18 protein-coding genes are annotated in these 21752 nt (G+C 66.9%); 10 read left to right on the forward strand and 8 right to left on the reverse strand.

The genetic code is table 11. The annotated features are described in order from the left end of the window. Positions 1-4: 4 nt before the first annotated feature. Positions 5-2920: a TonB-dependent receptor gene (locus FHS02_RS09430; protein WP_183444251.1), complete on the reverse strand. Its 2916-nt coding sequence runs from the start codon at positions 2918-2920 to the stop codon at positions 5-7. Positions 2921-3332: 412 nt separating this feature from the next. Between FHS02_RS09430 and FHS02_RS09435 the strand changes: the two genes are divergently transcribed. The 6 genes from FHS02_RS09435 to FHS02_RS09460 all read left to right on the forward strand — a co-directional run bounded on the left by FHS02_RS09435 (position 3333) and on the right by FHS02_RS09460 (position 11949). Then, positions 3333-3749, forward strand: a complete 417-nt coding sequence (locus FHS02_RS09435) for a hypothetical protein (RefSeq protein WP_137313188.1) — start codon at positions 3333-3335, stop codon at positions 3747-3749. A gap of 127 nt (positions 3750-3876) precedes the next feature. Further along, positions 3877-5067 carry an efflux RND transporter periplasmic adaptor subunit gene (locus FHS02_RS09440; RefSeq protein WP_137313189.1) on the forward strand — a complete coding sequence of 397 codons (1191 nt, stop codon included), beginning with the start codon at positions 3877-3879 and terminating at the stop codon, positions 5065-5067. A gap of 12 nt (positions 5068-5079) precedes the next feature. Then, the gene (locus tag FHS02_RS09445) at positions 5080-8229 is read left to right on the forward strand and encodes an efflux RND transporter permease subunit (RefSeq protein WP_137313190.1); all 3150 of its coding nucleotides are present in this window, start codon (positions 5080-5082) and stop codon (positions 8227-8229) included. Then, the gene (locus FHS02_RS09450) at positions 8229-9689 is read left to right on the forward strand and encodes an efflux transporter outer membrane subunit (protein WP_137313191.1); all 1461 of its coding nucleotides are present in this window, start codon (positions 8229-8231) and stop codon (positions 9687-9689) included. Before FHS02_RS09445 ends, FHS02_RS09450 begins: the two co-directional genes overlap by 1 nt. A gap of 160 nt (positions 9690-9849) precedes the next feature. Beyond that, complete coding sequence (locus FHS02_RS09455; RefSeq protein ID WP_137313192.1) at positions 9850-10530, forward strand: winged helix-turn-helix domain-containing protein; 681 nt, start codon at positions 9850-9852, stop codon at positions 10528-10530. A gap of 39 nt (positions 10531-10569) precedes the next feature. Then, positions 10570-11949, forward strand: a complete 1380-nt coding sequence (locus tag FHS02_RS09460) for a sensor histidine kinase (protein WP_229422562.1) — start codon at positions 10570-10572, stop codon at positions 11947-11949. A 32-nt stretch (positions 11950-11981) separates the two neighbouring features. Here FHS02_RS09460 and FHS02_RS09465 read toward each other — a convergent pair whose 3' ends face one another. The 4 genes from FHS02_RS09465 to FHS02_RS09480 form a co-directional block, all read right to left on the reverse strand. Then, the gene (locus FHS02_RS09465; protein ID WP_137313193.1) at positions 11982-12605 is read right to left on the reverse strand and encodes a hypothetical protein; all 624 of its coding nucleotides are present in this window, start codon (positions 12603-12605) and stop codon (positions 11982-11984) included. Positions 12606-12783: 178 nt separating this feature from the next. Next, positions 12784-13524, reverse strand: coding sequence for an LrgB family protein (locus tag FHS02_RS09470; RefSeq protein ID WP_137313194.1), 741 nt, complete (start codon positions 13522-13524; stop codon positions 12784-12786). Continuing rightward, positions 13517-13864 carry a CidA/LrgA family protein gene (locus FHS02_RS09475; RefSeq protein ID WP_137313195.1) on the reverse strand — a complete coding sequence of 116 codons (348 nt, stop codon included), beginning with the start codon at positions 13862-13864 and terminating at the stop codon, positions 13517-13519. Before FHS02_RS09475 ends, FHS02_RS09470 begins: the two co-directional genes overlap by 8 nt. A gap of 8 nt (positions 13865-13872) precedes the next feature. Further along, positions 13873-14799, reverse strand: a complete 927-nt coding sequence (locus FHS02_RS09480) for a LysR family transcriptional regulator (protein ID WP_137313196.1) — start codon at positions 14797-14799, stop codon at positions 13873-13875. Positions 14800-14956: 157 nt separating this feature from the next. Between FHS02_RS09480 and FHS02_RS09485 the strand changes: the two genes are divergently transcribed. Then, on the forward strand, positions 14957-15772 hold the full coding sequence (locus FHS02_RS09485; RefSeq protein WP_137313197.1) for an alpha/beta fold hydrolase: 816 nt from the start codon (positions 14957-14959) through the stop codon (positions 15770-15772). 4 nt (positions 15773-15776) lie between these two features. Next, positions 15777-16442, forward strand: coding sequence for a histidine kinase dimerization/phospho-acceptor domain-containing protein (locus FHS02_RS09490; protein WP_137313198.1), 666 nt, complete (start codon positions 15777-15779; stop codon positions 16440-16442). Here the strand turns inward: FHS02_RS09490 and FHS02_RS09495 are convergent. From FHS02_RS09495 to FHS02_RS09505, 3 genes are read right to left on the reverse strand one after another with little or no spacing between them, the layout of a single operon-like run. Further along, positions 16439-18766, reverse strand: coding sequence for a xanthine dehydrogenase family protein molybdopterin-binding subunit (locus FHS02_RS09495; RefSeq protein ID WP_137313199.1), 2328 nt, complete (start codon positions 18764-18766; stop codon positions 16439-16441). The two genes, FHS02_RS09490 and FHS02_RS09495, sit on opposite strands and share 4 nt — an antisense overlap. A 9-nt stretch (positions 18767-18775) precedes the next feature. After that, on the reverse strand, positions 18776-19762 hold the full coding sequence (locus tag FHS02_RS09500; protein WP_137313200.1) for an FAD binding domain-containing protein: 987 nt from the start codon (positions 19760-19762) through the stop codon (positions 18776-18778). Continuing rightward, positions 19759-20316, reverse strand: a complete 558-nt coding sequence (locus tag FHS02_RS09505) for a 2Fe-2S iron-sulfur cluster-binding protein (protein WP_137313201.1) — start codon at positions 20314-20316, stop codon at positions 19759-19761. Before FHS02_RS09505 ends, FHS02_RS09500 begins: the two co-directional genes overlap by 4 nt. A gap of 214 nt (positions 20317-20530) precedes the next feature. Between FHS02_RS09505 and FHS02_RS09510 the strand changes: the two genes are divergently transcribed. Then, the gene (locus FHS02_RS09510) at positions 20531-21061 is read left to right on the forward strand and encodes a hypothetical protein (RefSeq protein ID WP_221403825.1); all 531 of its coding nucleotides are present in this window, start codon (positions 20531-20533) and stop codon (positions 21059-21061) included. A gap of 124 nt (positions 21062-21185) precedes the next feature. Further along, the gene (locus FHS02_RS09515) at positions 21186-21593 is read left to right on the forward strand and encodes a VOC family protein (RefSeq protein ID WP_137313203.1); all 408 of its coding nucleotides are present in this window, start codon (positions 21186-21188) and stop codon (positions 21591-21593) included. Positions 21594-21752: the final 159 nt, after the last annotated feature.

The raw sequence follows: 21752 nt of genomic DNA on the forward strand, positions 1-21752 counted from the left end.
GGGCTTACATTTTCCAGCGTAAACCAACCGAGACCGAACGCCCGATCTGGAGCGTACCGAAATTGCTCACCTGCGCGTTACCCGCGTTGCCGAAGTGGTAGTACGCCTGCTGCACTTCGTTGCCCAGGTTGACGCCGCTGATATCGACCGACATGCTGTCGCTGATCTTGTAGGAGATCTGCATGTCCACGCTCTTCTCCGGATGACGCCAGATACCGATCGGATTCGCAAACAAGGCCGCTTCGTTGGTGGCCAGGAAGCCGGAGCGCCAGACCTGGGACAGGCGCGCGCTGATGGGGCCCTTTTCGTAAGCCAGCGTGGCGTTGTACGACTTGTCGGAGACGCCGAAGAACGGTGTCTTCAGCTGGGCGACGATGTCGCCGGCAGCATTGGCTTCAGGCACGTTCTGCGAAGAGCTGAGTCGCGTATAGCTGGCCTGGATGCCCAGGCCGTCCAGCAGGTTCGGCAGCCCCTTCGGGAAGTAGATCAAGCCGAGCTCGGCGCCTTTGATCGTGCCGTTCGATGCGTTGACCGGCGAGTTGATGACGTAGTCATAGCCGTTCGCGTGGCTGCCGCCGGTGGTCGAGTTGCGGTACGGGTCGTCCGCCGGATCGACGTGAACCCTGCGCGCCAGGTTCACGATCAGGCCGTCGATCTTGCGCTTGAACAGCGTGCCGTAGAGTGCGCTGTCCTTCTGGAAATACCACTCGGCCGTCAGATCGAGATTCTTGGAGCGCGTCGGCTCAAGGTCCGGATTGCCGCCGCTGCCCGAGCCATAACCCACATTCGAAATGTCGTCACCGAGTTGCAGGACAGGATTGAGGTCGCCGAAGTTCGGGCGGCGCAGGGTTTCACCGTAGTTCAGGCGCACTACGACGTCCTTGGCGGGATCGTAAATCAGGGTCATGCTGGGCAGAAACTTCCCGACCGACTTGCTGGCACTGGACGCCGTGACGGCCTTGGTGGTGGGATCGACCTTGTAGGCAGTCATGTCGGTACCGACCCTGACGTAGCGCACGCCGAAATTGCCGCGCAGGCGATGGCCGAACAGCTCGTTCTCGGTATTCCCCATCAGGAAGAAGTTGCGCGTCTTTTCATTGACCTCGAACGTCTTCTGCAGGCTCAGCCGCTCCGTCGTCAGGAAGTTCGCATCGACCGAGTTATACAGCTTGCGCCACTCGTCGATATGGTCGCGGATGTAGTAGGCATTGGGCTCCAGCCAGGTACGCGGAACGTCCGCGAAGTCCGTGCCGAAGTTCGAGTTGGTGGAGTAATAGGCCGAATCCAGCGAGGCGAGGTTGCGGCCCAGGAAGGCCGACTGCGTGCGGTTGGCCTCCGACGCCTTGCGGTCGTCGAAGCGCATGCCGAAGTGGAGCGTCTTCAGCGCCCCCCAGTCGGCATCGTAGACGCCCGTCAGGTTGGCCGTCGCGGCGCTGCCCTTGTTGCGGTTGGCGTTATCGAAGAACTGCGCGACATTCCACTTGGTCGGATCGATCAGATCGGCATCGTTATTGAAGTGGAACGACGTGTTGTCGCTGCCGTCATTGAAGTCGACGCTGATGGATGGTGCAACGCGATCCATCCGGGTGGCGGTGAATTCCGTGTGGAAGGTGCTGGACTGGTACGAAACGTCACCTTCCAGCCTGAGCCTGTCGCCAAGGTCCCACTTGCCGTTCAGGGCATAAACGCGGGAATCGGTTGCCGACGTGGTGTAGTCGCCGCTGTTGAAGCCATAGACGTTACCGACCGTACGACTCTTGATGATGTTCGTTCCCGGGAACGTGGTAAACGACCCGGCGGGGTCGTTGCCGAGATCTCCCCACCAGTCGACGAAGCTGAACAGCAACTGGTTGAAGGTCTTGTTGCGATAGCCGTTGTACATCGATTCGAAGGTATAGACCGAACTGCTGTTCGGTTTCCACTGCAAGGCGATATTGGCGGAAGAGCGCTTCCGCTCGCCCTGGAGGTCGGCCTGGAAGATGGCGTCGCGCGACAGATAATACGGATACGCCTTGCCGTTGAAATCGAGCGTCGAACCCGCCGCGGTCGGCAAGCCGGTACGGGTACCGGGCGTCCAGATGCTGGTGTCGGTGATGCGCTGCAAGGGCGTGTAACCGGCTGGAATTTCGGCGGGATTCGCGCTGACAAACGGCACCATGGCACCCGGCGCCACGCTCTCGTTGCGGTATTTCGTCCTGGTCTCCGACAGGTTGACCAGGGCACCGACTTCGCCGAAGCCGGTTTGCCAGCGGTTGCTCAACATGCCGCTGAGCTGCGGGTTGGTCTTTTCCGCGGGGTCGAGATAAGTTCCACGGCCCGAAAGCGACACCTTCGGACCCTTGAAATCGAACGGCCGCAGCGACTTGACGTCGATCTGGCCGGCAATGCCGGTTTCCAGCTGGCTGGCGTCGCGCGTCTTGTAGACGTCGATCTGGCGCACCAGGGTCGAGGGAATGTCCTGCAGCGCGACCTGCGCGCCGGACGCGGTAAAGATATTGCGGCCGTTCCAGGTGGTCTGGACGTCCGGCAGGCCACGGATGGAGATGGTGCCGACTTCGCCGCCGGCGCGGTCGGTGACCTGGATCCCCGTCACGCGCTGCAGCGCTTCCACGACATTGTTATCGGGCAGCTTGCCAATGTCTTCGGCAATGACCGACTCCACGACCTGGTCGCTGGTGCGCTTGATTGCCAGGCTCTTGATCAGCGATGCCTTGACGCCCGTGACGACCACGGTTGGGGTCTCAACTGGTGCGGTGTTTTCAGCGGGTGCGGTGTTTTCAGCGGGTGTGGTGTTTTCGGCGGCCGCTTGCGCCCATGCCGAGGCGCTGCTGAGCAGGCCGGCGCCCATCAGCACGGCGACCGACATTTTCACTTTCAGGTTACGGGATGGGCGGCCCGTACTGGTTCCGATGGTATTCATGCTGCGTCTCCTTGTTTTACTTGTTTTGTGCACGTTGCTTGGGCAACGTTTTCATGGTCCAGCGAATTCATCTTAGTAAGGTGGAAATTACCGATCCAATCAAATTTTTGCGGTTTTCGATATCCGAATGCATATCGCTCGACGGACCAAAACGCACGACCGGTCGGTCTGGCAGGGGTAGAACCGCCCGGAAGGCGCGCACGACAAACCAAGCCGAATCCGGCGCGGTGCCCGCAGCCCCCGCCCGTCAACCAGAAAGAATCAACACAATGTGACGATTTCGCAACAGCGGCACTGGCCTCGGCAGTTCGTGCCCTCGGGGCATGCAAGGAAATACTTTGCAACGTCGAGCAATATGATTACCCTGCCTCAGTACCGCTACGCCAACGCTCACCACGTGGGAGATCGGGAAATGAGAGATTCACGCCAGGACGAGGCGACGGCCCGCGCGATCGATATCGCGCTGGTCCTGCGCAAGCTGCGCGGCATGGACGCGGCAAAGGACTACCTCCGCTCCGCCCATGTCGCCGAAGAGCTGATCGCGCGCACGCTGACGACGGACGCCATCCGCGCGTCGATGACGGCGCCATCGCGCAGCCCCGATCCGGATACCGGGCCGGTGCCCGGATCGCCGAAAGCTACCCCGTTCTACCAGACCACCGGCCGGCGCCATGACGTGGTGCGCGCGGCGCTGGTGCAGGTCGCCATCGCGCTGAACGGGCGGCAGCTTGCCGGCCGGGCCGAAGAGATCCTGCGCCGCGAAGCACTCTCCGATGACGTGATTGCCCGCGTGCTGGGCCAGGACGACAGCCGGCGCAGGATGCCGTGACGGCAGTGGCGACGCCGAGCGCGCAGATTAACGATAATTAATGATTCGGCCATTCCGCCTTTAGCCGTCAAGCGGCATAGTGCGAGGTTCGAGGATTCCATCGTTAACCCTTGTCACCTGGACCATCATGCCCTTTTCCTTCCGCCCGCGCCGCGCGGGCCTGGCTGCCGCAGGCGCCGCCGCGCTCGCCCTGTCCGGCTGCGGCGCCGACCAGCCGCCGAAAGCCGAAGCCGCCGCCCCCGTCGTTTCCGCCCTCACCGTCGAGCGCACCAGCGTGCCGCTCGCCCTCGAACTGCCCGGCCGCACGGCGCCGTTCCTGCTGGCCGAGGTACGCGCGCGGGTCGACGGCATCGTGCAGGAGCGCCGCTTCGTCGAGGGTGCCGACGTGCGCAAGGGTGACCCGCTGTACGTGATCGATCCGGCGCCGTACCGCGCGGCGCTGGGAAGCGCCCAGGCCACGCTGCAGCGGGCCAGGGCAAACCTGGCCAGCACGACCGCGCAGCTGGACCGCTACAAGGTGCTGGTCGGCGGCAATGCCGTCAGCAAGCAGGCCTACGACAACGCCGAAGCGGCGCAGTTGCAGGCCGCGGCCGACGTGGCGGCGGCCGAAGCGGCCCTCACCACGGCGCGCATCAACCTCGGCTACACCAGCGTCAGCGCGCCGATCGCCGGCCGCAGCAGCGTGTCGCAGGTGACCCAGGGCGCCTACGTGCAGGCCGGTTCGGCCACGCTGCTGACGACGATCCAGCAGCTCGATCCGATGTACGTCGACCTGCAGCAGTCGAGCGCCGAGGGCCTGGCGCTGCGGCGCGACATCGCCAGCGGCAGCCTGAAACTGGAAGGCGCCGGCAAGGCGCAGGTGCGCCTGAAGCTGGAAGACGGCAGCACCTACGCACACCCCGGCACGCTCGAGATCAGCGGCGTGACCGTCGACCGGGATACCGGTTCCGTCACGCTGCGCGCGCGTTTCCCGAATCCGGAAAAGCTGCTGCTGCCCGGCATGTTCGTGCGCGCCAGCGTGGAACAGGGCGTGCGGCAGGGCGTGGTGCGCGTGCCCGCGGCGGCCGTGACGCGCAATCCGCAGGGCGAAGCCACCGTGATGCTGGTCGGCGCCGGCAACAAGACGGAAGTGCGCACCGTGCAGGCGGGCGCGCTGGTGGACGGCCACTGGCTGGTGGAGCATGGGCTGAAGGATGGCGAACGCCTGGTCGTCAGCGGCGTGCAGAAGCTGCGGCCGGGGGTCGTGGTCACGCCGCGCACCGTGGCCCCGTCGAAGCTTGCCACCGCGCCCGGCCCCGCCGCGCCCGCGGCACGCTGAGGGTGACGACGCATGGCTAAATTCTTCATCCAGCGGCCCATCTTCGCGATCGTCATTTCCCTGCTGATCATGCTGGCCGGCGGCATCGCGCTGTTCAAGATGCCGGTCGAGCAGTATCCGCCGGTCTCGCCCCCGTCCGTGCAGATCCAGGCGACCTTCCCCGGCGCTTCCGCAGAAACCATGGCCAATACCGTGGTGCAGGTGATCGAGCAGCAGATGACGGCGATCGACAACCTGCTGTACATGACGTCGACTACCGACGACACGGGCCAGTCGACCACCACGCTGACTTTCGCGCCGGGCACCGACCCCGACATCGCCCAGGTGCAGGTGCAGAACAAGCTGCGCTCGGCCGAACCGCGCCTGCCGTCCGAGGTACAGCAGTCGGGCCTGCGCGTGACCAAGTCGACCAGCGACTTCCTGATGGTGGCGGCCTTCGTTTCCGAAGACAACAGCATGACCAAGTTCGACATCGCCAACTACGTGGCGTCGAACATCCAGGACCCGCTGTCGCGCATTCCCGGCGTGGGCAGCCTGAACGTGTTCGGCACCCAGTATGCGATGCGCATCTGGCTCGATCCCGTCAAGCTGACCGGCTTCGCGCTGACGCCGCTGGACGTGAACCGCGCGATCCAGGCGCAGAACGTGCAGATTTCCGGCGGCCAGCTGGGCGGTTCGCCCGCCGTGGCCGGCCAGACGCTGTCCGCCACGATCAACCAGGCCAGCCTGCTGCGCACGCCCGACGAATTCCGCCGCATCCTGCTGAAGGTGCAGCCGGACGGCTCGTCGGTGCGGATCGGCGACGTGGCGCGCGTGGCCCTGGGTCCGGAAAACTACAATGTCGACGTGCGCTACAGCGGCAAGTCCGCTTCCGGCATCGGCATCCAGCTGGCGCCGGGCGCCAACGCGCTGACCACGGCCGACGCCGTGCGCGCCCGCCTCGTCGAGCTCTCCGCCTTCTTCCCGCACGGCCTGAAGGTGGTCTACCCGAACGACGTGACGCCGTTCATCGAAGTGTCGATCCACGAAGTGGTCGTCACGCTGCTCGAAGGCATCGCGCTGGTGTTCCTCGTCATGTACCTGTTCCTGCAGAACTTCCGCGCCACCCTGATCCCGTCGATCACGGTGCCGGTGGTGCTGCTGGGTACCTTCGGCATCATGTCGGCACTGGGCTTCACGGTCAACACGCTGTCGATGTTCGGCCTGGTGCTGGCCATCGGCCTGCTGGTCGACGATGCCATCGTGGTGGTGGAAAACGTCGAACGCGTGATGCACGAGGAAGGCCTGGAGCCGTACGAGGCCACCGAGAAGGCGATGAGCCAGATCACCGGCGCGCTGGTCGGCGTGGCCCTGGTGATCTCGGCCGTGTTCGTGCCGGTGGCCTTCTCCAGCGGCACGGTGGGCGCGATCTACCGGGAATTTTCGCTGACCGTCGTGGCGTCGATGCTGCTGTCGGTCTTCATCGCGCTGACCTTGACGCCGGCGCTGTGCGCGACGATGCTGAAGCGCCCGGACCCGGACCACCACGAGAAGCGCGGCTTCTTCGGCTGGTTCAACCGGTCGTTCGACCGGAGCCGCGACCGCTACCTGGGCGGCGTGGCCGCCATCGTGCGCCGGCGCGGCGTGTGGATGGCGCTGTACGTGGTGCTGATCGGCGTCGTCGCGCTGCTGTTCCTGCGCCTGCCGGGCGGCTTCCTGCCGCGCGAGGACCAGGGCTACATGTTCGTGCAGGTGCAGACCCAGCCCGGCAGCACGCTGGAAACCACCGGCAAGGTGATGGAGGAAATCAACCAGTACCTGCTGAACGATGAAAAGGCGATGGTCGATTCCACCTTCGCCACGATCGGCGCCAGCCAGCCGAACCGCGGCCAGAACCAGGGCCGCCTGTTCGTGCGGCTGAAACCGTGGGACGAGCGCACCAGCGACGACCTTTCCGTGGCGGCGCTGAGTGCCCGCATCTCGGCGCGCTATGCCGATTTCCAGGGCGCGCAGGTCAACGCGGTGGAGCCGCCGCCGATCCGCGGCCTGGGTTCGGCCACCGGCTTCTCGCTGCAGCTGCAGGACCGCGGCGGCCTCGGCCACGAAGCGCTGGCCAAGGCGCGCGACCAGCTGCTGGAACTGGCGAAGAAGGAACCGGCCCTGGCCCGGGTGCGCTTCACGGGGCAGGCCGACAACGCCACCTACAAGATCGACATCGACCGCGAGAAGGCGGCCGCGCTGGGCGTGAACCTGACGGACGTGGACCAGACCTTCTCGACGGCCTGGGGCTCGCGCTACATCAACAACTTCCTCGACACCGACAACCGCATCAAGCGCGTGTACGTGATGGCCGATGCGCAGTTCCGCATGAACCCGGACGACATCCGCTACCTGCACGTGCGCAACGGAGCGGGCACGATGGTGCCGTTCCCGGCGTTCGCCAGCGCCCGCTGGACATGGGGAGCGCCGGCCGTGCAGCGCTACAACGGCATTTCGTCGGCGGAGATCCTGGGCCAGCCCGCGCCCGGCCACAGCACCGGCGGGGCGATGGAGATCATCGACCGCCTGATGGGCGAACTGCCCGAGGGCATCGGCTACGAATGGAGCGGCATCTCGCTGCAGGAATCGCAGGCCGGTGCCCAGGCACCGCTGCTGTACGGGCTGTCGATCCTGGTGGTGTTCCTGTGCCTGGCCGCGCTGTATGAAAGCTGGGCCATCCCCGTGTCGGTGATCATGGTGGTGCCGATCGGCGTGCTGGGCGCGCTGGCCGCGGCCACGCTGTTCGGCCTGGAGAACGACGTGTTCTTCCAGGTCGGCCTGCTGACGACGATCGGCCTGTCGGCCAAGAACGCGATCCTGATCGTGGAATTCGCCCGCGAACTGCAGCTCGAAGGCCGGAACGTGCTGGACGCCGCGATGGAAGCGGCCAAGCTGCGCCTGCGGCCGATCCTGATGACGTCGATGGCCTTCGTGCTGGGCGTGCTGCCGCTGGCGATCGCCACCGGCGCCGGCGCCGCCAGCCAGAACGCGCTGGGCATCGGCGTGATTGGCGGCATGCTGACGGCCACCTTCCTCGCCACGTTCCTGATCCCGCTGTTCTTCGTGCTCATTGCCGGCAAGATCAGGGAACGCCGGCGCGCGCCCAAGCCGGCCGCCGCCATCGCCGGCCAGGAGGTCCACTGATGAAGCGCCTTGTTTCCGCCGTCTCCATCGTCTCCCTGGCCGCGCTGGCTTCCGGCTGCGCACTGCAGCCGGCCTACGAACGTCCCGCCGATGCGGCGCCGGCGGCCTGGCCCGCCGGGCCGGCCTATGCCGTCCCGGACGCGCCCGGTACCACGCCGGCAGCCGACACCGGCTGGCAGGATTTCCTCGCCGATGCGCGCCTGCGCCAGCTGGTCGGCATCGCGCTGGCCAACAACCAGGACCTGCAGGTTGCATTGCTGCGGGTATCCCAGGCCCGTACGGCGCTGCAACTGCAGCGCAGCGCCGCCCTGCCCCAGGTGGGCGTCGAAGCTTCCGGCACGCGCGGCAGGAGCGCCGGCGGCGCCACCACGCGCAGCAATTTCGCCGGTCTCGCGGCCAGCTGGGAGATCGACCTGTTCGGCCGCCTGCAAAGCCTGACGGATGCGGCACGCGAACAGTACCTGGCCAGCGCCCATGGCCGCCAGGCCGCGCACATCCTGCTGGTGGCCCAGGTGGCCGAACAGTACCTGGCGATGCTGGCCTATGGCGAGCAGCTGGCCGTGACGGACGAAACGCTGGCGGCGGCGCGCGAGTCGTACCGCATCGTCAAACTGCAGTTCGATACGGGCACCGTTTCCGAGCTCGATGAGACGCTGGCGCGCGGCAACGTCGAACAGGCGGCCGCCAACCATGCCGCCCAGCAGCGGCTGCGCGCCCAGGCGGAAAACGCGCTGGTGCTGCTGCTCGGCCAGCCGCTGCCGCCGGCCACCGCGCCGGACACGCCGCTCGACAGGCAGCCGATACTGGCCGCGCAATTCCCCGCCATCCCGGCCGGCCTGCCGTCCGAGCTGCTGCTGCGCCGGCCGGACGTGCAGCAGGCCGAAGCCCTGCTGCGCGCCGAATATGCCAACATCGGCGCGGCCCGCGCCGCGTTCTTCCCGAACATCGGGCTGACGGCCAGCGCCGGCACCGCCAGCGCCGCGCTGGGCCAGCTGTTCGAGGCCGGCACCGGCGTGTGGTCGTTCGCGCCCAGCGTGCTGCTGCCGCTGTTCGACGGCGGCGCGCGCCAGGCCAGCCTGGACAGCGCCCGCATCGCCCGCGACATCGCCGTGGCGCAGTACCGGCGGACCGTGCAGGCGGCGTTCCGCGAGGTGGCGGACGGTCTCGCTGCGCGCGGCACCTACGATACCGAACTGGCGGCGCGCCAGCGCGACGTGGCGGCCCAGCAGCGCCGCCTGGAACTGGCCGAGCTGTTGTATTCCAGCGGCACCGGCGATTACCTGGGCGTGCTGACGGCCAAGACGGATTTGTACAATGCACGAGTTTCCCTGATCGCGGCCCGGCAGAACCAGCTGGCCGCGCTGGTCGGCCTGTACCGCGCGCTGGGCGGCGGGTGGCTGGAAAATAGCGGCGACACGCCCGCGCAGGCGGATAACGGGGTGGCAGTTCCCGCGTCCTGATCGCACATGAAAACCGGTGTCAGACACCCTCTGCGAGGATGTCTGACACCATGCACCGGCCGCCGGCACTCAGCTGCGCTGGTGTCTGACACTTTTTCCCGAACGCCTCGATCGGGAAATGGTGTCAGACACCGGTTTATATCGAAAGACACGAAACAGCATGAAACTCCTCCTCGTCGAAGACAACGAGCGCGTCGCCCGCTTCGTGAAGAAGGGCCTGACGGAAGCGGGCCACACGGTCGATCACGCCGACAACGGCCGCGACGGCATGTACCACGCCGTCAGCGAACCGTATGACGCGATCGTGATGGACCGCATGCTGCCCGGCGGGATCGACGGCCTGGCCATCGTCGAAGCGCTGCGCCAGGGCGGCAACCGGGTGCCGATCCTGATCCTGTCCGCGCTCGATGGCGTGGACGACCGCATCCAGGGGCTGCGAAGCGGCGGCGACGATTACCTGGTGAAACCGTTCGCGTTCGGCGAACTGCTGGCCCGCCTCGACGCGCTGCTGCGGCGCTCCCAGCACCAGCCGGTGGAAACGACGATGGCGCTGGGCGACCTGAGCATGGACATGCTGGCCCACAAGGTCACGCGCGCCGGCAGGCCGGTGACGCTGCAGCCGCGCGAATTCAAGCTGCTCGAATACCTGATGCGCCATGCCAACCAGGTGGTCACGCGCACGATGCTGCTGGAGAACGTGTGGGACTACCACTTCGACCCGCAGACCAACGTGATCGACGTCCACATCAGCAAGCTGCGGCAGAAGATCGATGCCGGTTTCGGCAAGCCGCTGCTGCGCACCGTGCGCAATGCCGGCTACATGCTGACGGACCAGCCATGAGGACAGGCGGTAACGACTGGCCGCAAGGAAAACGATAACGTGAGACTTCCCGGTTTCTCCGCCCGCACGATCGCGATCGGCTATGCCTTCGTCAGCCTGCTGGTGCTGGCGATGTTCGCCGGGCCGCTGTGGTATGCGTGGCATACCAACATCCAGGAGGTACGCACGGAACTGATCACCTCCGATGCGCAGCGCCTCGCCAACCTGTTCCGGCGCGGCGGGCCGTTCGCGCTGACCACCGCCATCGACAGCCAGGTGACCGGCACCAACGACGGCGTGCGCAAGATCATCCTGTTCATGGCACCCAACGGCGTCAAGCTGGCCGGCAACCTGCCGGCGTGGCCCGCCGGCCTGCCGGACCGGGACGGCGTCAGCGAGGCCACCATCCGTGTCGACGGGGTGCCGCGCCGGATCGAACTGGTACGGGTGTCGCTGGGCCGCGGCTACCGGCTGCTGATCGCCAGTAACCTGAACCGCTTCGACGAGCTGGAGCGCCTGTTCGTCTGGGGGCTGCTCGGCTGCGCCGCCACGGTGCTGGTGGGCGCCGCGCTGGGCGGAGTGCTGATCCGCAGGGCGCTGCTGACGCGCGTGCAGGGCATCAGCCAGACCACCGCCGCGATCATCGAAGGCAAGCTGTCGCGCCGCCTCGCCGAGCCGCGCGACGGCGACGAACTGCAACTGCTGACGCGCACCGTGAACCGCATGCTGGACCAGATCGAGCACCTGGTGACCGGCGTGCAGGACGTGTCGAACGCCATCGCCCACGACCTGCGCACGCCCCTGTCCGAATTGCGCGCGCGGCTCGAGGAGCTGTCCGTCACACGCCCGAACGAAGAAGAAACGTTCGACGAGATCGATGCGGCGATCAACGACGTCGACCGCGTGATGAACATCTTCAATGCGCTGCTGCGGCTGGCCGAAATCGACAGCGGCAGCCGGCGCAACGGCTTCGTCACGGTCGACCTGGCGAAGCTGGCGGCGGAAGTGGCCGAATTCTATGCGCCGGTGGCCGAGTTGAAGAATATCGCGCTGGCCTTTGCGCCGCGCGGCACGCTGTGCGCCGTGGGCGACCCGGTGCTGCTGGCGCAGGCGCTCGGCAACCTGGTGGAGAATGCGCTGAAATATGCGCCCGAGGGCGGCACGATCGCCATCTCGCTGCACCAGCCGCAGCGCGACATGCTGGAGATCGTGGTGGCCGACAATGGCCCGGGCATCACCGCGGATGAACGGCCCCGCGTGGTCGAACGCTTCTACCGGGGCGACATCAGCCGCGGCACGCCCGGCGTCGGCCTCGGCCTGTCCGTCGTGTCGGCCGTGGCGCGGCTGCATGGCGGCACGCTGCTGCTGGCCGATAACCGGCCCGGCTTGCGGGCCACGCTGCAGGTGGCGGTCAGCCCGGCGGGGGGCACGCAGGGCTGATAACGACCCTGTCACCGCCCGCTTCGTTCGGATCACGGATCAATGGCCGAGAGACATTCGGGAGCGGGCCGAGCACCCGGACTGGCGCAAGGCTGCTGTTCCGGTGCCTGGATGGCTGGCCTGCCTTCCAGCCTGCCTTCCTGCGTATGCGCCTGACCAGCCGTCGGCGCATCCGCAGCGGAACTCTTGAATAGGTACATTGCGACACTCCACGCGACGATGAACAAAAAGGGGGTCGCGAGCGCAGTCATGTGGCCCACCAATGTCACGAAGGGAGTGACTCCAAGTGAAAACTCCGGGAATTGCCGCCGCAGGCTCCTCTGTGCCTGGTGCGCCGCAAGGATACCTACGAATGAAACGGAGGATCCTGTGATCCCGATACACACCAGGTAGTAGGCGAACAGGCCAAGCGTCTCCAGGTAAGGACCCGCAACATAATCGATAGGACCCTTTGCGAAGTCCCAATGAGTGATTTCCGCGATCCGATAGCGAACGAAGCCGTATGCCGTTCCGAGCACGGCTTGCGTGGTCAGCAGCCACGTCGTGCGCTGGTTGACGAGTTCGTCCTCACGCCACCAGCGTTCCCGCGCATGCCGCTCCCTGTCGAACATGAAACGAAGCTCATCCATACTAGGTTGCTGTTCGTTGCTCATCATGCACCTCCGATGGGAGCCCGGCCGCAGGTTCGATGGAAGACTTCAAGAAATGCCTGGGGGACGAAATACCATACGTCATCGCCCCTTAAAAACCAAGTCTTTCATGCGGGGATGACACCGCGTGGCGCGATTGACACGCGATCGCGACAAGGCATGGCTGCCGGCCTTCGGCGCGCCCCTATTTCCCCAGCCACTTCAGCACGAGCGGAATCAGCCCCGGCGCCAGCAGGGCCGTCAGCACGCCGTTCAGCCCCATCCCCAGTCCGGCGAAGGCGCCCATCTCGGCGCTGACCTGGAAGGCGCGCGCGGTGCCGATGCCGTGCGAAGCCACGCCCAGCGCGAAGCCGCGCACTTCGTGCGAATGGATCTTCATCCAGCCGAACAGGAAGCGCGCCGTGACGGCGCCGAAGATGCCGGTGCCGATCACCAGCACGGCGGTCAGCGACGGCAGGCCGCCCAGCCGCTCCGACACGGCCATGGCGATCGGCGTGGTGGCCGATTTCGGGCCGATCGAGCGGGCCAGTTGCGCCGAACCGCCCAGCGCCACGACGATGGCCACGGCGGAAGCGATGGCCGTGACCGAACCGCACACCAGCGCCAGCATCACCGGCATGAACGCGCGGCGCAGCCGCGGCAGCTGTCCCACCAGCGGCACGGCCAGCGCCACGGTGGCGGGGCCGAGCAGGAAGTGGACGAACTGGGCGCCGGCGAAATAGCGCTCGTAGCTCATGCCGGACAGCCACAGCGCGCCGCAGACAAGGGCGATCGCGATCGCCACCGGGTTGGCCAGCGGCGAGAACCTGCAGCGGGCATAGACGGCTTGCGCCACCGCGTAGGCGCACAGGGTCAAGGTCAATCCCAGCAGCGGCGAAGCGCTCAGGTAGACCCAGAACGAGCGCAGGTCGGTCAGCTCAGGCATCGGGTTCCTTCGGGCTCGCGGCGCGCAGCACCAGGGCGGTCACGGCCAGCGTCAGCAGCGTGCTGCCCGCCAGGCCGGCCAGCAGCGCCAGCCAGTGGCCGCTGCTGGAGGACGCCGCCGCGAAAATGCCGACGCCGGCCGGCACGAACAGCAGCGACAGGTGGCGCAGCAGTTCGTTGGCATCGGCTTCGATCTTCTTCTGCAAGGCGGGCGCCGCCAGCAACGCGGCGAACAGCAGCAGCATGCCGGCCACCGGGCCGGGAATCGGCAGGTGCAGCAGGTAGACGATGCCTTCGCCCAGGCATTGGAACAGCAGCAGGATGGTAAAGCTGACGAGCATTGCGACTCCTATCGTGGATCGGTTGCGGTGGCCGGTTCGGCGAAGGCATCGGCCACCAGCGTACGCAGCCAGCGGTTGCCCTCGTCCTGGTTGTAGCGCCGGTGCCAGAACACGTTGGTTTGCAGCGCCGCCAGGCGCAGCGGCGATTTTACATACACGAGGCCGAACGGCGCGGCGGCCCGCTCGGCCAGCTTCTGCGGCACCGTCACCACCAGGTCGGTCGTGCCGACGATGTACGGCGCGGCCGAGAAGTGCGGCACCGAGAAGCTGGCCGAAGTGAGGATCCCGGCCTTCTGCAACGCGGTGTTGATGCGGTCGTACGGGCTTTCCAGCGCCGCCACCACCAGGTGGCGCGCGGCGGCGAAACGCTTCATCGTCAGCGCGCCGGTGGCCAGCGGGTGGCCGGCGCGCAACAGCGTCACGTACTCCTGCCGGAACAGGCGGCGCTGGTACAGCGCGCCCGGTGCATCGTCGAAGGCGCCGATGGCGAGGTCGATGCGGCCCGCCTCCATCTCGCCCCGCAGGTCCGCCGTGCCGGCGCGCACCGAGGCAATGCCGACGCCCGGCGCGGCGGCGCCGCACAGTTCGACCAGGCGCGGCATGAAATAGACTTCTCCCACGTCCGTCATCGCGACCGTGAAGCGGCGCCGGCTCGCGGCCGGGTCGAATGCCTGCGCCGGCGCCAGCGCCTGTTCGAGGTGGGACAGCGCCGTGGCCACCGGTTCGGCCATGTGCTCGGCATACGGCGTGGGCTGCATGCCCGCCGCCGTGCGCACGAACAGCTCGTCGCCGGTGGCCCGGCGCAGGCGCGCCAGCGCGTTGCTGACGGCCGATTGCGTCAGGCGCAGTCGACGCGCGGCCGCCGATATCTGCCGCTCGCGGAACACCTCCTGGAACACCAGCAGCAGGTTCAGGTCCAGTTCGCGCAGTTCCATCGCACCTCTATTTATTTCATGAATAAACGGCATTTTCGCATTCGTTGCGCAAATGGTCTACCGGCCTGCACGGGAGTACAGGCCGTACCGGGAGGCGTGCACCGGCCCCCCGCAAGCCTGCTACACTGGGACGTAACAGGGCGTGGAGCACATCGCTATGAGCATCCGGCAACGCAACAATGTCAAGGCGTGGGGCAATGGCCCCACCACGCTGCTGTTCGCGCACGGCTTCGGCTGCGACCAGTCGATGTGGCGCTTCCTGCTGCCGGCCCTCGATGGCCGCTACCGCATCGTGGTGTTCGACGCGGTCGGCAGCGGCGCCTCCGACTGGCGCGCCTACGATCGGGTGAAGTACGGCTCGCTGCTCGGCTATGCGCAGGATGTGCTGGAGATCGCCGACGAGTTTGCCGAAGGATTTGCCGACCGGCCGCTCGTGTTTGTCGGCCACTCGGTGGGGGCAATGGTCGGCCTGCTGGCCACGATCCTGCAGCCGGGCCGCTTTGCCGCCCAGGTCATGGTCAGCCCGTCGCCGTGCTACCTGAACGATGGCGATTACCGCGGCGGCTTTTCGCTGGAGGACATCGGCGACCTGCTGCAGACGCTGGCGGACAATTACGTGGGATGGGCGCGCACGATGGCGCCCGTCATCATGGGTGCGCCGGCACATCCCGAACTCGGCAAGGAACTGGCCGACAGCTTTTGCCGCGCCGATCCCGCCATCGCCGCCCACTTCGCCCACGTGACGTTTCTTTCCGATCACCGCGCCGACCTGCCCCGGTCGGCCACGCCGGCGCTGATCCTGCAGTGCACCGACGACCTGCTCGCACCGCGCGCCGTGGGCGAGTTCACGCACCGCGCGCTGGCCGGCAGCGAATTGTGCCTGATCGACAATACGGGCCATTGCCCGCACATGAGCGCGCCGCGTGCGTGCGCCGCCGCGATCGCGGATTTCCTGCCGCGCCTGGCCGGCTGATGCCATGGCGCCAACGCACGGACCCTCGCCGACAGACCTGTTCGACCGGGCGCCCTGCGCACTGCTGCTGACGGAGCCGGACGGCACGATCCGCTGCGCCAACCGGGGCAGCGTGGACTGGCTCGGTTATCCGCATCATGAACTGACGGGCGGCATGCGGCTGCAGGACCTGCTCAGCATCGGCGGCGGCGTGCTGTACCAGACGCATTGCCAGCCCCTGCTGCGGTTGCAGAAAGCGGTCGGCGACGTGCAGATCGATCTCGTGCGGCGCGACGGCATACGCGTGCCGGCGCTGCTCAACGTTGCCCGGCACCGCTTCGGCGAGGCCGAAATGGATGTGCTGGCCATCTTCACCGCCATCGACCGCCGCGCCTTTGAACGCGAATTGCAGCGTACAAAGGCTGAACTGCTGGCGGCCCAGGCAGCCAGGGAAGAAATGACCGGAGAGCTGCGCAAGGCACTCGATGCGCTCGCCGCCGCGGACCACCGCCATGACGAATTCCTGCTGGCGTTCTGCCACGACCTGCGCAATCCGCTGGGGCCGATGCGCGGCGCGCTCGACATGCTGAAGCTGACGATTCCGGCCGACCACGCGGCGGCCCGGCTGATAGCCGTGCTCGACCGCCAGTTGCGCCTGCTCGCCGACCTGGTCGACGGTGCGAGCCGCTAGTCCAACAGCTTGTCCAACGTCACCGGCAAGTCGCGCACCCGGATGCCGCAGGCGTTGTAGATGGCATTCGCCACCGCCGCGGCGGTGCCGGTAATACCGATCTCGCCGATGCCGCGCGCACCGGCCGGCGCGTGCGGATCGGGGATGTCGGTCCACATCACGTCGATGGCCGGCACGTCCAGGTGTGCCGGCACGTGGTAGTCCCACAGCGTGGGGTTCATCACGCGGCCGTTGCGCTCGTCGAACAGCGTTTCTTCCATCAGCGCCATGCCCAGCCCCATGATCATGCCGCCACGGAACTGGCTGGCGGCTGTCTTGGCGTTCAGGATGCGGCCGCAATCGAATGCGCCCAGCAGACGCGTCACGCGCGGCTCGCCCGTTACCGCGTTGACGCGCGCTTCGCAGAAGATCGCGCCGGTCGAGTGCATCGACCAGTGCAGCGTCTCGAGCGGCGGCGGCGCCTGCCCTTCGATCTTCAGCTCGTCGCGGCCGGCGCGGGACAGCAGTTCGGCGTAGCTGGCATGGCGCAGCGGATCGCCCGCCTTGCACAGCCCGCTGGCGTTGTCGCGCCGGTGGCCGCGCACTTCGTCGAAGTGCAGTCCGTCGAGCGGCGTGCCGGCGCCGCCCAGGCGCAGCAGGTCGGTGAACAGCGCGCGCAGGGCGGCGATGACGGCCCGGCCGATCGATGCCGTCTGCTGCGAGCCGCCGGCCAGGACAGTGCCGGGAAACGCCGAATCGCCATACGACACCGTCACGTTTTCCAGCGGCACCCCCAGCCGGGCCGCCACGATCTGCGCCTGCACCGTGGCCGTGCCCATGCCCATTTCATGCGCGGCCACTTCGACGTGCACGCGGGACTCCCTGGTCAGCGTGATGCGCGCCGCGCCGCCGGGCATCCGGTAATACGGGTAAGTGGCGGTGGCGCAGCCCATGCCGACCCACCATTCGCCCTCGCGCCGCATGCGCGGCCTGGCCTCCCGGGCCGCCCAGCCGAAGCTTTCCGCGCCCATCCGGTAGGCTTCCACCAGATTGCGCGACGAGAAAGCCGAGCCCTTGGTCGGGTCCTTTTCCGGCTCGTTGCGGCCGCGCAGGTCGGTCGGGTCGACGTTCATCCGTTCGGCCAGTTCGTCGATCGCGCATTCCAGCGCGAACGAGCCGACCGACTCGCCCGGCGCGCGCATGAAGGTGTTGGCCAGCATGTCCATCTTCGCCGCCTGGACGGCGAGCTTGAAACTGCCGGCTGCATACAGCGAACGGGCCGGCATGATGAACGGTTCGGGCATATTGTTATGCGCCGTCATGGCGGCCATGCCGGTATGGATCAGTGCCGTGAACCGGCCGTCGTCGCCGGCCCCGATCGCCACGCGCTGCTCGGTCAGCGTGCGGCCGCCGACCCCGCGGTACACACCCTCGCGCGACAACATGATGCGCACCGGCCGCCCCGCCAGTTTTGCCGCCGCGGCGGCCAGCACCTGGTGCTGCCACAGCGCCTTGCCGCCGAAGCCGCCGCCGACGAACGGCGACGTGACGCGCACCTGGCTTTCCCTCAGCCCGAATACCTGTGCCAGCGACCACGCCGTGTGCGCCACCGCCTGCGTGGCGTCGTGGATGCGCAGCTCGTCGCCATGCCACGCCACCGTGGCGGCGTGCAGTTCGATCGCATTGTGGTTCAGGCGCGGCGTGCGGTAAACGGCATCCACGCGGTGCGGCGCCGCCGCCAGCGCCGCCTCCGCGTCACCGATCTCCACCTTCTGCGGCTCGCCCTGGAACGCCGTGTCTTCCAGGCCCCGCGCCTTGGCGGCCGCCACCGAAGTGGTCGCCGTCTCCTCGTGGTACGTGACGCGCACCAGCGTTGCCGCGTGGTCGGCCTGTTCCTGGGTGCCGGCCAGCACCAGCGCCACCGGCTGGCCGTTCCAGTGCACCGAACCATCCTGCAGCACCGGCAGGTTGTCGCCGCCGGCCGCCTTTGGCTTGCTGAGGAACATCGGCACCGGCTTCATGCGCGGTGCATTCTCGTGCGTCATCACGAGGACCACGCCGGGCGCCGCCTCGGCCGCCGCGGTATCGAGCGTGGCGACGCGCCCCTTGGCAATGGTGCTGTGTACGAGCGCCGCGTACGCCATGCCGTCCAGCGCGAATTCGGCCGCGAACGGCGCCGCGCCGCGCACCTTCACGGCGCCATCGACGCGCGACACCGGCGCGCCGACCAGCGCATGGCCTTCGGCGATCAGCGTATCGGGAATGCCGCCGGGGATGAAGGCGTCGGGCGCCACCTCGACCGCCTTCTGCATTGCCGTCTGCACGGCTTTCTGGAGGATGCTCATCGCGGCTCCTTACGATCGGGTATCGACGAGACCGTCCAGCACGGCCACGATGGCGCGGCGTGCCAGGTCGATCTTGAAGGCGTTGTCGCGCAGCGGCCGGGCGTCGGCCAGTTCCGCGGCGGCAGCGGCGGCAAACAGTTCCTCGGTGGCGGGCTGCCCTTTCAGCATGCGTTCGGCCGTCCAGGCGCGCCACGGCTTGTGGGCCACGCCGCCCAGCGCCAGCCGCACGTCGCGCACCACGCCGTCCTGCACGTCGAGCGCGGCGGCCACGGACACCAGCGCGAACGCGTAGCTGGCCCGGTCGCGCACCTTGCGGTAGCCGGAGCGGGCGCCGAAGGCCAGCGCCGGCGCTTCGATGGCGGTGACCAGTTCGCCCGGCTGCAGCGCCGTCTCGCGCTCCGGATGATCTTCCGGCAGCAGGTGGAACTCCGTCAGCGGCACCGTGCGGCTGCCTGCCGTCCCTTGCAGGTGGACGACCGCATCCAGCGCGGCCAGCGCCACGCACATGTCGGATGGATGCGTGGCCACGCAATGGCTGGAGGCGCCAAGGATCGCATGCATGCGGTTGAAGCCGTCGAGCGCGTCGCAGCCCTGCCCCGGTTCGCGCTTGTTGCAGCGCGAGCCTTCGTTATCGTAGAAATAGCCGCAGCGGGTACGTTGCAGCAGGTTGCCGCCCACGGTCGCCATGTTGCGGATCTGCGGCGAGGCACCGGCAGTGATCGCCCGCGTTAGCAGCGGAAACCGCGTGCGCACGGCGCGATGCTCGGCCAGTGCCGTATTGGTGGCCGCGGCGCCGATCAGCAGGCTGCCGTCGGGCCGCTCGTCGATCGCATCGGACAGCCCGGTGACGTCGACCAGCATGGCCGGATGCTCGATCGTCTCGCGCATCAGGTCGACCAGATTGGTGCCGCCGCCCAGGTACCGGGTGCCGGGCGTGGCGCCGCGTGCGACGGCATCGCCCGCATCGACGGCGCGGGCAAACGTGAAGGGTGTCATTGCGGCTCCTTTGCATAAGGCCCGCCAACGACTTCGGTCACGGCAGCGACGATGCCGTTATAGGCGCCGCAGCGGCACAGGTTGCCGCTCATCCGTTCGCGCACCTCGTCGTGGCTGAATTCCACGGTGTCGGCCGCCAGGTCGGCGGTCACGTAGCTGGGCACGCCCCGCTTCACCTCGGCCGCCATGCCCAGCGCGGAGCACAGCTGGCCCGGCGTACAGTAGCCGCACTGGAAGCCGTCGTGCTCGACGAACGCCTGCTGCAGCGGGTGCAGCGCATCGCCGTCCGCCAGCCCTTCCACCGACGTGACGGAACGCCCCTGGTATTGCACGGCCAGCGCGAGGCAGGACAGGATCCGGTGCTCGCCGTCGACCAGCACGGTGCAGGCGCCGCACGCGCCCTGGTCGCAGCCTTTCTTCGTACCGTTCAGGTGCAGGTGCTCGCGCAGCAGGTCGAGCAGCGATACGCGCGGATCGGCAGGTACCGGCACCCGTGTGCCGTTGACGGTGATGATGGGTGGCGCGAGGGCCGAGACTGCAGGCGGGTTTGGCATCGGCGTTTCCTTTCGGCGGGCGGTGGGAAAACCGGCGCGCAGACCGCCGGTCATCGATGGACAGCTACCGAGTGTAATGCCGAGAAAACGTTTGCGGCGCCACGGTGGAGTGGACGGTGGCGGCCAGGTTCGCAGAGTTACTTGCAAAGTTACTTGCGTTGGCAGCGCATTATTCTTCTGCTATCGTCCAGCTTCACCGCAACACGATTTTGCAATGACGGGGGACAAATGTATGCCGAGAAGCGCTCGCCTGGCGAACATCGCCAACGGATTGTGCGGTTCGTTTATCAGCCGGAACAACGACGTGGATGGTTACTGGGCGATCGGCAAGCTGCGTTTGCTGGCCGGGCAGCATGAGCAGAGCGCGGTGTCACTGGACGTGCTGGCTTCAGCGATGCAGCCACTGCTGCCCGGGTTCGAACCGGGACTGGCGCACTATCGCGGTCTTCTGGCAAAGCTTGCCGGCTGTTCCGGTATCCCGCCCGAGGAAATCACCGCGGCGCGCATTGAGGTTGACTTTGCTCCGCCGCCCTGGCCCAGAATCCCTTATTACGAGCCGCAATGTGGCGAACAGTACGTCCTCACCGTGACCGTGAGCGCGGAAGGCAGGGCCGATGGCATCGTGCGCCATGCCGGCTATTGCCGGCCGCATGATCCAACCAGCGAGCGCCGGTCGACCCGTCCGTCAGGTCCTTGGCCACCGGTCGAACTCGCGGCAAGTCCTGGCACGGGTGCCCGGGCCTGAGCTTTATTTCGGATCGGTCGAATGGTGCAAAAATATTCTGTCGCGTTGTCGATTTCCATCGTGATGGTTCGTCGTGTCGATGCAGGACCAGATATTTCCGCTAACCCATAACCCGAGGATGTCCATGAACAAGCAAATATTCGTCAACCTGCCGGTCAGGGAACTCGACAAGTCCAAAGCCTTTTTCGAAGCGCTCGGCTACAGCTTCAACCCCCAATTCAGCAACGAGAAAGGCGCCTGCCTGGTGATCGCCGAAGGCAGCATCCATGCCATGCTGCTGACCCAGGCCTTCTTCAAGACCTTCATCGACAAGCCCCTCGCCCAGGCGACGGAGGCCACGGGGGTTCTGATCTGCCTGAGTTGTGAAAGCCGCGAGGAAGTCGACGAACTGGTGGCGAAGGCGATCAAGGCTGGTGGCCGGGTACCGCGTCCGCCGCAGGACCATGGTTTCATGTACAGCCACGCATTCGAGGATCTGGATGGCCATGCCTGGGAGTTGGTGTGGATGGCGCCGGGGGATCAGCAGCACTGAGCCGCTTCGGGTGAGCGGGCTGAAAGCGAACACGTCGCGCGGCGGGCATGCACCGCCTGCGCCTTCTTTTTCCACTGTCGGTCTAAAACGATCTAGAAGTGTCGAAAAGAGTCTAATCCGCTCTCGTTCGGACAGGTCGACATCTAATAGTGTCTAAAA

The organism is Pseudoduganella umbonata, assembly GCF_014192225.1.
Taxonomy (GTDB): Bacteria; Pseudomonadota; Gammaproteobacteria; order Burkholderiales; family Burkholderiaceae_D; genus Rugamonas; species Rugamonas umbonata.